Source organism: Pandoraea pnomenusa (assembly GCF_000767615.3).
In the GTDB taxonomy this organism is placed as follows: Bacteria; Pseudomonadota; Gammaproteobacteria; order Burkholderiales; family Burkholderiaceae; genus Pandoraea; species Pandoraea pnomenusa.
This window is the reverse complement of sequence record NZ_CP009553.3, coordinates 2,429,470-2,442,295: the sequence shown is the minus strand read 5'-3', so window position 1 is coordinate 2,442,295 and position 12,826 is coordinate 2,429,470. Positions and strand designations below refer to the sequence as shown.

The 12,826-nt window shown below is 66.5% G+C and carries 11 protein-coding genes; 4 read left to right on the top strand and 7 right to left on the bottom strand.

The genetic code is table 11. The features are described from left to right. Positions 1-124 precede the first annotated feature (124 nt). Complete coding sequence (locus LV28_RS49500; RefSeq protein ID WP_269203725.1) at positions 125-1,756, top strand: methyl-accepting chemotaxis protein; 1,632 nt, start codon at positions 125-127, stop codon at positions 1,754-1,756. Positions 1,757-1,904: 148 nt separating this feature from the next. Here LV28_RS49500 and LV28_RS34950 read toward each other — a convergent pair whose 3' ends face one another. Both LV28_RS34950 and LV28_RS34945 read right to left on the bottom strand, forming a co-directional pair. Then, entirely contained in the window at positions 1,905-2,189 is a 285-nt protein-coding gene (locus LV28_RS34950; protein ID WP_023595778.1) for an acylphosphatase, read from the bottom strand. 119 nt (positions 2,190-2,308) lie between these two features. Continuing rightward, the gene (locus LV28_RS34945; protein WP_048806362.1) at positions 2,309-4,903 is read right to left on the bottom strand and encodes a PepSY domain-containing protein; all 2,595 of its coding nucleotides are present in this window, start codon (positions 4,901-4,903) and stop codon (positions 2,309-2,311) included. A 444-nt stretch (positions 4,904-5,347) separates the two neighbouring features. On the opposite strand from LV28_RS34945, the gene otsB reads away from it, so the two are divergent. The 3 genes from otsB to LV28_RS34930 are packed head-to-tail and all read left to right on the top strand — an operon-like array spanning position 5,348 to position 8,371. Continuing rightward, positions 5,348-6,076, top strand: coding sequence for a trehalose-phosphatase (otsB, locus tag LV28_RS34940; protein WP_023874500.1), 729 nt, complete (start codon positions 5,348-5,350; stop codon positions 6,074-6,076). Between the two features lie 11 nt (positions 6,077-6,087). After that, positions 6,088-7,506: an alpha,alpha-trehalose-phosphate synthase (UDP-forming) gene (gene otsA / locus LV28_RS34935; RefSeq protein WP_023874502.1), complete on the top strand. Its 1,419-nt coding sequence runs from the start codon at positions 6,088-6,090 to the stop codon at positions 7,504-7,506. Between the two features lie 55 nt (positions 7,507-7,561). Further along, positions 7,562-8,371, top strand: coding sequence for a crotonase/enoyl-CoA hydratase family protein (locus tag LV28_RS34930; protein WP_048806363.1), 810 nt, complete (start codon positions 7,562-7,564; stop codon positions 8,369-8,371). Positions 8,372-8,390: 19 nt separating this feature from the next. On the opposite strand, the gene LV28_RS34925 is transcribed toward LV28_RS34930, so the two are convergent. From LV28_RS34925 to mltG, 5 genes are all read right to left on the bottom strand, one after another. Then, positions 8,391-9,065, bottom strand: a complete 675-nt coding sequence (locus LV28_RS34925; RefSeq protein WP_023595772.1) for an ankyrin repeat domain-containing protein — start codon at positions 9,063-9,065, stop codon at positions 8,391-8,393. Positions 9,066-9,126: 61 nt separating this feature from the next. Beyond that, complete coding sequence (locus tag LV28_RS34920) at positions 9,127-9,909, bottom strand: TatD family hydrolase (RefSeq protein ID WP_025249084.1); 783 nt, start codon at positions 9,907-9,909, stop codon at positions 9,127-9,129. A gap of 29 nt (positions 9,910-9,938) precedes the next feature. Further along, positions 9,939-10,979: a DNA polymerase III subunit delta' gene (gene holB, locus LV28_RS34915; RefSeq protein ID WP_023595770.1), complete on the bottom strand. Its 1,041-nt coding sequence runs from the start codon at positions 10,977-10,979 to the stop codon at positions 9,939-9,941. 147 nt (positions 10,980-11,126) lie between these two features. After that, a complete protein-coding gene (gene tmk, locus LV28_RS34910) occupies positions 11,127-11,798 on the bottom strand; it encodes a dTMP kinase (RefSeq protein WP_023595769.1) in 672 nt (223 codons plus the stop codon). Then, a complete protein-coding gene (gene mltG, locus LV28_RS34905; protein WP_038621142.1) occupies positions 11,795-12,790 on the bottom strand; it encodes an endolytic transglycosylase MltG in 996 nt (331 codons plus the stop codon). The genes tmk and mltG overlap by 4 nt, the downstream gene beginning before the upstream one ends. Between the last annotated feature and the right edge of the window lie 36 nt (positions 12,791-12,826).

Here is a 12,826-nt window from a genome sequence, read left to right as displayed (position 1 = left end):
AGTTCTGCCTCTCATGTGCCGATAATCCCTATGCCCCGCCTTGCACACACCGATCGACGGGGAGGCCGCACGCTCTCAATCCGCGACCCGGGCATTCAATCCACCAATCCATATGTATAAGAACATGACGATTCGGACCAGCCTGACACTGGTCCTCGGTTTGCTTGGTGCACTACTCGTTCTCGTCAGCGTGCTGGGCCTTCAGGCACTCGGTTCCAGCAACCAATCCCTGAGCAAGATGGCGGAGGAGGACACGCCCGCGCTGGCGGAACTCAAGGGGACCGGCGAGCAAATTCTGCGTACCCGGATGTCGATGGCAACCTACGCGTCTTACGTGAGCCTCGGCGCTGATCCGGATGAATCGGAAAAAGTTCTCAAGCGTGGCGCGGAATATGTCGCCACGTCGGACGCGCTGTGGAAGGCCTATCTGAATCGTCCCAAGGAGGATGCGCACGAAGCGGAGGTTGCCAAGGCAGCGGACGAAAAGCGTCGTGCCTTTTTCGACAAGGTCATCACACCGGCCCGGAATGCCCTGACGCAGGGCGATGTGGCCGGCTTTCATCAGATTCAGGCGCGCGTCGCACCCGCGGCGTACAACGCGCTCGATGGCTTGATGCGGGAGTTGCAGGACATCCAGATTGCGCGTCAGAAGGCCCGCTTCGAGGCGGCGCAGACGCGCTACAACGTCATGCGCATCGCCCTGGGCGCCACGCTGGCCGTGGCGCTGCTGCTCGCGCTGTGGGGGCGTGCCATGCTCGCGCGCGCCGTGCTGCGCCCCATTCGTGAAGCGATCACGCATTTCGAGCGTATGGCCGCCGGGGATTTGAGCCAGCGCGTCGAACAACGCACGAACAACGAAATGGGGCAACTCTTCGGCGCTCTCGGCCGCATGCGCGACGGGCTCGCCGGCACCGTGGGAACGGTGCGCGAGAGCACTGAAGCGATCCACGCCAGCGCCCGGGAAATCGCCGACGGCAACGCCAATCTCTCACAGCGCACCGAATCGCAGGCCTCGTCGCTGGAGCAAACCGCCGCGAGCATGGAAGAACTGACCGCGGTGGTCAAGCAGAACGCCGAAAACGCCCGTGCGGCCAGCCAGCTGGCAGTGACGGCTTCGGAGACCGCCACGCGCGGCGGCGACGTCGTCCAGGAAGTCGTGACGACGATGCGCGACATCGCCGACGCCTCACAAAAGGTCACCGACATTCTGACGGTCATCGATGGCATCGCGTTCCAGACCAACATCCTGGCGCTCAACGCCGCGGTGGAAGCTGCGCGCGCCGGTGAACAAGGCCGCGGCTTCGCCGTGGTCGCGGGCGAAGTGCGCACGCTGGCCCAACGCAGCGCGTCGGCGGCAAAGGAAATCAAGGGACTGATCGAAGCCTCGGGCAATCGCGTGGAGACCGGCACGCGGCTCGTGGAACGCGCCGGGGCCACCATGGTGGACGTCGTGCAGTCGGTGCGGCGCGTCACCGACATCATGGGCGAGATTTCGGCGGCGAGCGTCGAGCAGTCGAGCGGCATCGAACAGGTCAATCGCGCCGTCACCCAGATGGACGAGATGACCCAGCAGAACGCCGCGCTCGTGGAAGAGGCCTCGGCAGCTGCCGCCGCGCTCGAGGCCCAGGCCGCAAGGCTTCGCGAGTCGGTTGCCCTGTTCCGCCTCTCGGCTCACGAAACGGCACACGCCCAGGCCGGTGCCAGAGGCGAGCCGACGCTCGGCGCCACCTCCGACGCCCTGCCCTTGGCAGCCTGAACGCCCGATTACCTGTCCCCGGCCCGGCCTCGAGGCGCCGGGGACGCCCTCCCTACCCTATCGGCCGCTGCGTCCGGCATTCCCCACCGAGCGTGCCATCGGCAGGCCGCCCCCCCCCGATGGCGGCAAAGGCGCCTGCCCCCGCGCATCAGATACTGGCGCGCTGCTCGAAGCCCTTGAGCGGCAACTCCGCTACCCACGTCCGATCGACATCGCACGACGACACCTGCGCGCCGGGCGGCCCCTGACGCATCCACTCGCACAGCGCCAGCAACTGCTCGGCCTCGCCATGCGCAATGGCCTCGACGGTACCGTCGCGCCGGTTGCGTACCCATCCGGCCAGACCGATCCTGCGTGCCTCGACCACGCACGCCGCGCGGAAGCCGACGCCCTGCACCAGCCCATGCACCACGATTTGCCACGTTGCCGTCATTGCCCCTCCTCGCGCGATGGCTCGACGCCCCGAACCATGGATCTCCATGGCGCGTCACGGAAAAAGGGCCCGATCGACGTCGAGCCCTTGCGTTACGTTAGCACACCACCGGTTCACGTCTAATAGATGTCGCGTCGATAGCGGCCCAGCGCGCCGAGATCGAGCACAACCTCCGCGCCAAGGGCGTCGGACAACGCGGCATCCACTGCGGGTGCCATGCCGGCGAGGCTACCGCAGACGTAGATCGACGCGCCGTCGGCCACCCATTGCGCGATTTCCGGCGCCACTTCGCGCACACGATCCTGCACGTAGACGCGCTGCGCCTGATCACGCGAGTACACCCGATCCAGTCGCGCGATCCCGCCCTGCGCCCGCCACTCGTGCAGCGTCGTGTCATAAAAGCTGTCATGCCCGGCCTGGCGCTCCCCGAAGATCAACCAATTGCGGGTATGTCCCTGGGCGATGCGTTGTGCAAGATGCGCCCGCAGGCCCGCCAGTCCGGTGCCGTTGCCGATCAGGATCATGCCGCTCGCGTCCGACGGCGCATGGAAGCCTGGATTCCGACGCACGCGCATGCTGACCGCCTCGCCCAACACCGCGCCCTCGGTGAGCCAGCCCGAACCCAAACCGAGCGAGCCGTCGGCGTTGCGCGCCTGACGCACGAGGAGCATCAGGCGGCCCTCGGCCGGCGTGGACGCAATCGAGTATTCGCGCCGCGGCAGCGGCGCCAGACGCGAGAGCCAGTCCTGCAAATCGATGCCGGCCGGCGGCGCCGCCTCGGGCAGCACACGGTCGCGCAGCGCTTCACCCAACGTGGTTTCGCGTCCGGCAACACTCACACGCACGTCGGGAGTCCATACGCTTGCGCACAGAAACGCGTCGATGCGCGCCGCGGCGTGGCGCGGCAGTACCTCGACCAGGTCTCCGGCGACCCAGTGCGCATCGGGCGGCGGCGTGAACGCCAGATGATAGGCCGGGAGTCCGGTACTGCCGGGGTTGAGGACGTCGCGCTCGGCCAGGGTCCATGACTGAAAGCCGGGGGCGTCTGCGGTCCGGTCGGGCACCAGCGGGTGCCCCAGCCATTCGCCCAGTCGCAACTGCCAGCGGGCCCATGCGCCGGGATCGCCGCGGTCGACTTCAATCGGCTCGAACGCCGCCACGCCGCCCTGTGCCCGCAGCCAGCCGTCCAGCTTGCGTCCGAATCCGCAGAAGCGGTCGTAATGACTGTCGCCCAGCGACAGCATCGCGAAGCGAAGCGTGGGCAGGGCCATCGCCTGATTCATCAATTGCTGCGCGAAGCGGCGCGCGCTGTCGGGCGGCTCGCCGTCTCCGAACGTGCTGACGATGAAGAGCGCCTGCCGGGCTGCCGCCAGTTGCGCCTGGCCGATCTGGGCCAGCGGCTGAATCTGGGCCGGCACGCCGGCGCCCTGCAACATGCCGGCCGTCTGCCACGCGAGGCCCTCGGCCACGCCGCTCTGGCTCGCATAGCCGATCAGCACGCCCTCCTGCGGCGCCATGTCGACCTTGGCACCGCGCATCGGCCGCGCCGCCGCCAGCGTCCGCTTCTTTTTGCGACGGTCCAGATAGAGCATCCAACCCGTGACGAAAAACACCGGCATCATCAGGCTCGAGAGCAGCATCACGACGATGCCCGCCTGACCGAAGAAGCTGCCGCGATGCAGTGCGTAGATGCTGGTCATCAACTGGCCGCCGGTCGTCTTCGACGCGTAACGCTCCTCGTTGCGGATCTCCCCGGATGCCGGTGCAATGTCCATGCGGCTGAACGCGCGCTCGTGCGGTGCCGAGGTGTCGAGCCAGGTCACTTGCAGCGCGCCGCCCGGCTTCTGCGCCGGGCGCAGATAGACCTTCGTGTAATCGGGCACGCGCGCGGTGAACTGGCGCCACGCGGTCGCCAGATCCGACGCGGGCGTCGCCGCCAGGTCCGGCAGCGCGGCTTTGCTTCCCGCCCCTCCGCCCGCAGGCTGGGCTTCGCCCCCCTTGCCCGCCGTCCTCGGGGGCGAGGACGGTTTGTTGCGCACCGGTTGAGCCACGCCAGCCATCGTGAACAGCATGCCGCGCCACCAGTCGTACGACCAATAGAGCCCCGTGGTGGCCGACAGCAGATACGGCACCAGCACCACGGTGCCGATCACCGCATGCAAGTTCCAGAGCAGCGGCCGGCCGCGCTTCTTGAAGTCGATGTGGAGCCACGCGCGCCAGTTGCCGATACGGCGTGGCCAGCGCAGGTACAGCCCGCTCAACGCAAGCAGGAACAGCAGCAGCGTCGCCGCGCCGGTAATCTGCTTGCCGATGCCATCCACCGTCAGAAAGCGGTGGATGTCCATGATGAAGCGAAACACGACATCGGCCGTCGAGCGCCCGAGCATCTGCCCGGTGTAGGGGTCGACGAAGTACGTCTCGCCACGTCGCCCGTCGCCAACGGCCAGACGCACGCCTACCGCGTCTTCGGGTGAGCGCGCGAGGGTCATGAGCAGGATTCGGCGCCCGGGTTCGGCGCGGTGCACTCGCGCGACCAGTTCGGGCACGGACAGCGGCGCCGCATCACGCACGGCGACCGTCATCACGCCGGGACTGAACGCCCGCGTCAATTCCTCATAGTAGGAAAGCAGTGCGCCGGTCAGGCCGACCACCGCCAACACCAGCCCGGCAGTGATGCCGAAGCACCAATGCAATTGAAACCACAGTCTTTTCATCATTGTTGTCGTGCAGCGCACGTCCGGGCGCCGAGATGGCGCGCCGGGCGCGCGCGCGGCAGGTGTACCGTATGCCGCGTTCCCCGATGGAGCGCTTTGCGCAAGTAACGAATGGTATTGCAAACGATTCTCATATTCAATACCAATCAATCTTTCCATTCGTTGTAGGCGTCATCCGACAGGAATTTCATACATCGGACGACGCCCTACCGCTTTTCGACGAGTTAGGATGGCTTTATCCGCGCGGATGTCCGCGCTCCCGCCCACCGAATCGCCGCAAGTCACATCTCGTCTTCCCTCCCCCGCGCCTGACGCCCGGCCCCGGATATGACCTGTCGACCTGCGGCACGACAGCGACGGAGAGCCATGCAACCCAATGCGTCTACCCCTTGCGCCCCGCCGGTCACGACGCCGGCCGATCATTGCGATGTCGACGTGAGCGCAATGGCGTTCTTTTTCGACCTGGACGGCACACTCGCGCCGCTCGCGCCGCGCCCGGATGCCGTAAAGCTGCCGCTCGACACCACCCGCGTGCTGACCAGTCTGTTCCAACGCACGCGCGGCGCGGTGGCGGTGGTCTCCGGACGCGCCATCGACAATATCGACGGTCTGCTCGCCCCGCTGCGGGTGCCCGCCGCCGGGCTGCATGGGGCCGAGATCCGCCACGGCGACGGCGAACTCGTGCGCGCTCCGGGTCATGCCGCGGACACGACCGCCATTGCGAGCATGGTCGCGCCGCTGCAAGCGCTCGTTGCCCGGCATCCCGGCTTGTTGCTGGAGAACAAGGGCAGTGCACTCGCGCTGCACTATCGCGGCGCGCCGGAGCTCGCGGGTGTGGCGCGCGAGACCATGCAGGCGCTTGCCGCACTGCACGCCGAGCGCTTCGCGCTCCAGCCGGGAAAGCTCGTCTTCGAGTTGCGTCCCCGGCATGTCAGCAAGGGGCACGCGATTACTACACTGCTAAAGGAAGCCCCGTTCGCCGGACGCACGCCGCTGTTCGCCGGCGACGATCTGACCGACGAGGCCGGTTTTGCCGACGTGAACGCCCTGGGTGGCGTCACGATCAAGATCGGCGAGGGAGAGACCTGTGCCCGCTACCGGCTACCCTCGCCGGATGCGCTCACGTCCTGGCTGCTCACGTTGCGTGAGGGCTCCCCGCGCCAAACCCGATAGGAGGAAGGAGTATGAGTCGCTTAGTCATCGTGTCGAACCGGGTAGCCCCGATCACCGAGGGCAAACCCACGGCCGGCGGTCTGGCCATCGGCGTGTTCGACGCGCTCAGGGACACCGGAGGCATGTGGTTCGGCTGGAATGGTGAAATCGATGCCGAACCGGCGACCGCGCCCGAGATCGCGCATCGCAACAACGTCACCTTCGCCACCGTGCCGCTCACGCGGCGCGACTACAACACGTACTACCGCGGCTTCTCGAACGCGACGCTCTGGCCCACGTTTCATTATCGCGATGACCTCACACGCTTCCAGCGCGACGACTACAACGGCTACCGTCATGTCAACGCGCGGTTCGCCTCGCTGCTCGCACCGCTGCTCAAGCACGACGACCTGATCTGGGTGCACGACTACCACCTGCTCCCATTCGCACAGGCATGCCGGCAGATCGGGCTGCAACAACGGCTCGGCTTCTTCCTGCACATTCCCTTTCCGTCTCCGCAGGTCCTGATGACGGTGCCGCCTCATGAAGCGCTCGTGCGCGCCATGTGCGAGTACGATCTCGTCGGCTTCCAGACGGAGACCGACCGCACCGCCTTCACCGATTACCTGCTGCGTCATGCCGGCGCGACACGTCACGACGACGATACGATCACCGCATATGGACGCACGCTGCGCACTGGCGTCTATCCGATCGGCGTCTATCCGGACGAGATTCAGCAGCAGGCGACCGCGCGTGCCACCGTCAAGCACATTCTCGACCTGAAGCAAGGCCTGCAGGAGCGCAAGCTCATCATGAGCGTGGATCGCCTCGACTATTCCAAGGGGATGCTCGAGCGCTTCCGTGCGTTCGAGCGCATGCTCGAACTCTGGCCCAACCAGCAAGGCACGGTGAGCTTCGTGCAGGTGGCGCCGCCTAGCCGCTCCGACGTGGCAGGCTACGGCGAGATTCGGCGTCAACTGGAAGCCGAGGCCGGTCATATCAACGGACGCTTCTCCGATCTGGCCTGGACCCCGCTGCGCTACATCAACAAGCGCTACGATCACGAGGTATTGATGTCGTTCTTCCGGGCGTCGCAGGTGGGCTACGTCACGCCCTTGCGCGACGGCATGAACCTGGTCGCCAAGGAATACGTCGCCTCGCAGGACCCGGCCGATCCGGGCGTGCTCGTGCTGTCGTGCTTCGCCGGTGCCGCACAGGAGCTCGACGGTGCCCTCATCGTCAACCCTTACGACATCGACGGCATGGCCGAAGCGCTGCGCACCGCGCTGAACATGTCGCTGTCCGAGCGGCAAGTCCGCCACGAACGCATGATGGGTACGTTGCGCGAGCATGACCTGTCGACCTGGCGCGATCGTTTCATCGCCGACCTGCGCTCACCGGCGGCCCAGACACCGGCCTTGCTGCGCTGCGCCCAACCTGCTGCCGCCTGACCGGAGACTCAGGCCGCCCGGGAAGACCGGGCAAACCACCGCAAGGAGAGATGCCATGCGCCAACGTACCTCACCTCCAGCCACCCAGTGCGTGGAACTGGAGACAGACGGGCCTGTGACGATCATTACCCTCTCGCGCCCTACGCGGCGCAACGCGGTGGACCGCGCGATGGCGACCGCCCTGCGCGACGCGCTGATCGCATTTGAGCAGGACGCCAATGCGAGCGTCGCGGTGTTGTGCGGCCAGGGCGCGTCGTTCTGCGCCGGCGCCGATCTCTCGGCGTTCGACGACCCCGAGCGGCGCAATATGGTGACGCCCGATGGCAGTGGCGACGGCCCGATGGGCCTCACGCGTCGCCACCTCGACAAACCCGTGATTGCCGCGGTCAGCGGCCATGCCGTGGCGGGCGGCCTCGAGCTGGCCCTGTGGTGCGATTTGCGTGTCGCGGACGAATCCGCGACATTCGGGGTCTTTTGCCGCCGTTTCGGGGTGCCGCTCATCGACGGCGGCACCGTACGTCTGCCGCGGCTGATCGGCATGAGCCGCGCGCTCGACATGATCCTCACAGGCCGCGCCGTGGGCGCGCAGGAGGCGTTCGAGATCGGGCTGGTGAACCGGCTGGTGCCGCAAGGCATGGCGCGCCAGGGGGCGCTCGCGCTGGCGCAACAACTCGCAGCGCTGCCGCAGGGGGCCCTGCGCGCCGACCGTCGCGCGGCTTACGCGCAGTGGGACCTATCCCTTGAAGCGGCATTGCGCCAGGAAGGCGCCGCCGGGTATGACGTGGTGTTCTCGGAGGGCATCGCGGGCGCCCGCGCCTTTCTCGGGGGCGCCGGGCGCCACGGCGCGCCGCGCGACGCCTCCTGACGACGAGCGGCCTGTCGGCTTACTTGCCCGCCGGGCGCGACGCGTTGACCTGCTCGAGTCGCTTGCGCAGACCGTCCGCGATTTCCTTCTGATTCGACTGCATTGCGAAATCAACGGCCGTCATGCCGAGTTGGTTCTTGAGGCGGACATCGGCGCCGCCGTCGAGCAGCACCTTGCAGGTCGTGATGTGGCCACCGCGCGCGGCCATCATGAGTGGCGTGGTGCCGTTGGGCGATTCGGCGTCGACATACGCCGAGGCGTCAAGCAGGATCTGCACGATGTCGTCATGGCCATTGGTCGCGGCATAGTGCAACGGTGCCCAACCCTTCTTGTTGACCTCGGCGTCCTTGTCGATCAGCAGCTTGACCATGGGCGTGAGGCCCTGCAGCGACGCAATCATCATCGCGTTTTCGCCAGCGGCGTTGGTCGCATCGAGGTCGGTGCGTTGATCGTTGATGAGCAACGTCGCCACGTCCGCCGACTTTTCGCGCATGGCGATCACGAGCAGCGGATTGCCCTTTTCGTCTCGGGAGTTCGGATCGACGCCCGCCTTGAGCGCCTGTGCCACCGCCTTGGTGTCGTTGAACACGACCGCCTTGACCAGCGCCGTGTTGGACGTGGCCGCTGTCGCGCATGCCGTCAGCGAAAGTACGCTGAGCAACAGCCAGGCTCGGACCATCAAAAATTTTCGCATCGGGTGCTCCTGTCGGTCGTTCGTGAATGAGACGAAGGGAAGTGACGAATCGCCCTGACGATCAGGGCCGGGCCGCGGCGAACAACCGGAAGAAGTTTTCCGTGGTCGCCTCGGCAATCTTTTGCAGCGGCTCCCCGCGCAAGTCGGCAATGAATTCGGCCACGTGACGCACATAGCCGGGTTGATTGAGCTTGCCGCGGAACGGCACTGGCGCGAGATACGGTGCATCGGTTTCGATCAGCATGCGCTCGAGCGGCACGCGGCGCGCAACGTCCTGCAAGTCGCGGGCGCTCTTGAACGTGACGATGCCCGAAAACGAAATATAGAAGTTCTGATCCAGCGCGCCCTGGGCCACCTCCCAGCTCTCGGTGAAGCAATGCATCACGCCCGCCGGTTCGCCAGCGTGTTCCTCGCGCATGATGCGCAAGGTGTCCTCTGCGGCCGAGCGCGTGTGGATGATCAGCGGCTTGCCCGTTGCCCGCGCGGCCCGGATATGCGTGCGAAAGCGCTCGCGCTGCCACGCCATGTCCTCGATGGTGCGGCCTTCGAGCCGATAGTAGTCGAGCCCGGTCTCGCCGATGGCCACGACCTTCGGCGTGGCTGCGAGTCGCACGAGATCGTCGACGCTCGGCTCGGGCGTGTCCTCGTAATCGGGGTGCACCCCGACGGACGCGAACACGTTCTCATGCTGGGCGGCGATTGCCAGCACCTGCGGCAGCGTCGGCAGATCCACGCTCACGCATAGCGCGTGGCTCACCTTGTTCTCGCGCATGCGCGCGAGCAGGTCGGGCATTTGCTCGGCCAGTTCGGGGAAATTGATATGACAGTGCGAATCGATGAACATGATGTGCGATCGGTTGCCGAGGCCCTGCGTCAAAGCGACGCCGGCCCACCGAACAACTGTTTGTATTGCAGGAAAAGCGCCTCGAGCAGCACACGCGTGTTGAGCGGGTGATGCTGCACCTGACGCTGCTGCGCGAGCTCGCGCAGGAAACCGAGCAGACGAACGTCATCCGTTGCCTCGCCACAGCGACGCAACGCCGGCGCCTGCCCCGGGAAAAAGCGTACCGCCCCGGCCATGCGCTCGGCGAGCACGTCGAAGCACCAACGCTGGAGCGTCTCCAGAATGCCGGGCAGATTGCCCTTGTGGAGCTGTTCAGCGCACGCAAGCGCATCGATGGCGGCGCCCTGCGCGAGCTGGCCGAGCATCCAGTCACGCCAGCCGCGCTCGTCGGGCGCCGCGAGCGCGCGCGCAGCCAGCGGCGCGCCGCCCGCCTCGGCCAGCACCGCACCGGCCGTGGCCGCATCGAGCCCCGCTTCGCCCATCAGCCATTGCGTGGCCTGCTGCGCGTCCGGGCGGGTCAGCACCAACCGCCGGCAGCGGGAGAGGATGGTAGGGAGCAGACGATCGGGCTGCGTCGTCACCAGCAGGAACACGACCCCCTCGGGCGGCTCCTCGAGCGTCTTGAGCAAGGCATTCGCCGCGTGAACGTTGAGCGCCTCGGCCGGATACAGCAGCACGACGCGACGCCCTTGCCGATGCGAGCCCAGACTCGCGAAGTCGATCACCTCGCGCACCTGTTCGATCTTGATTTCCTTGCTCGGCGTCTTGGTCTTCTTCTCGCCGTCCGCATCGGCGCGCGCCTCGGCGCCAGGCAAGCTGTCGGCCAGCGCTTCGGGACAGACGGCGCGAAAGTCCGGATGATTGCCGCTGGCGAACCACTGGCACGCGCCGCATGTGCCACAAGGCAGATGGTCGTCACGCGGGGATTCGCACAGCAAGCCCTGTGCAAACGTACGGGCCAGCGCGATCTCGCCGATGCCCGGCACGGCTTGCAGCAGCAAGGCGTGCGGCATCTGGGCGCGCAGGTCGTTCAGGCGTGTCCAGTCTTGTGACTGCCACGGATAAAGCATGTGAGCTCCTTGGCCGGGAGAGCGAAAGCGGCGCGACAATGCCACGCCGGTCTGGGCGTCAACGCCCTGATCGTGCCGCGCCCGTCGACGACATGACCGGATTATCGCGCGTACTGCGCGTATTGCACGTACTGCGCGTATTGCGCATCAGCGCGCCACGTGCCCGGGTACGCCCAGTCGGGCGAACACGCCGGCGAGCTTTGCGGCGATGGCGTCGATGCTTTGGGCGGCGTCGATCACGACGAACCGTTCGGGCGATGCCTCGGCACGGCGCAGATAGGCTTCGCGAACCCGGGTGAAGAATGCCGCCGATTCGCGCTCGAACTTGTCCGGCGCGCGGGCGCCGGCCAGACGGGCGGCGGCAATCGCCGGATCGAGGTCGAAGAGAATGGTCAGGTCGGGCTGGCGAGTGCCCTGCACCCAGCGCTCGAGAATCGTGAGCTTCTCGTCCGACAACCCGCGCCCGCCGCCCTGGTAAGCGAACGTGGCATCGGTGAACCGATCGGAGACGACCCAGTCGCCGCGCGCGAGCGCCGGCTCGATCACCTTGACCAGATGCTCGCGGCGTCCGGCGAACATCAGCAATGCCTCGGTTTCGAGCGCCATCGGCTCGTCGAGCACCAGCTTGCGAAGCGCTTCGCCCAGCGGCGTGCCGCCCGGCTCGCGGGTGGCGACGACATTGCGCTCCACAGCGGCAAGCCCCTGACGCAGCGTGTCGACAAACGCGTTGACGTGCGTGCTCTTGCCCGCGCCGTCGATCCCTTCGAACGTCACGAACTTGCCCGGCGTGACGGCCGGCGTTTCGGGAGAATGCGTCATTGCTCACCTCGCTGATATTTGTCCACGGCGCGATTGTGTTCCTGCAGATTCGTCGAGAAGTGGCTCGTGCCGTCGCCGCGCGCCACGAAGTACAAGGCGTCGGTCGGCGCGGGGTTGAGCGCCGCCGCGAGCGACGCCACGCCCGGCAATGCGATCGGGGTCGGCGGCAAACCCGCGCGCGTGTAAGTGTTGTACGGCGTGTCCGTCTGCAAGTCGCGCTTGCGCAGGCGCCCCGTGTACAGGTCTCCCATGCCGTAGATCACCGTGGGATCCGTTTGCAGCAGCATGCGCTTGCGCAGACGGTTCACGAACACGGCTGCGACCTGCGCGCGCTCCACTGCCTGCCCCGTCTCCTTCTCGACGAGCGATGCCATGATAAGCGCCTCGTACGGCGTCGTGTACGGCAGGCCCGGTGCGCGCGCGGACCATGCTTCGTCCAGACGCTTCTGCATCAGGCGATACGCGCGCCTGTAGATGTCGATATCGCTCGTGCCTTTCGGAAAAAGGTAGGTATCCGGAAAGAACATGCCTTCGGCTTCGGCCCGGTCGGCGCCCACGAGTTGCATGATGTCGGCATCCGGCAGACCGGCCGTGTCGTGGCGCAACGCCGGGTTCGCGTCGAGCTCGGCGCGCATTTTCTTGAAGGTCCAGCCTTCGATGATCGTCACGACGTATTGATTGACGTCGCCGCGCGCGAGCTTTTCCATGACTTCGATGGGCGTGACGCCCGTGGCGAACTCGTAGTTGCCGGACTTCAGACGGGTTCCCACGTCCATCACCCGTGCCAGCAGGTTGAACAGCAGCGGATGCACCGGTACGCCGCCGCTACGCAATTGCGTGGCCACGCTGCGCACCGAGCTGTAGGGCTTGATCGTCACGTCGAGCGTCGGCTTGCCCAATTGGAGCGGCGTCTGCGCCCAATAGTAAAAGGCGCCGCCCGCCGCCAGCGCCGCGACGATCGACAATACCAACAGGCGTTTGATGAAATACATGAATTGCATGAGTAAGCCACGTGCGCCATTCGAGGG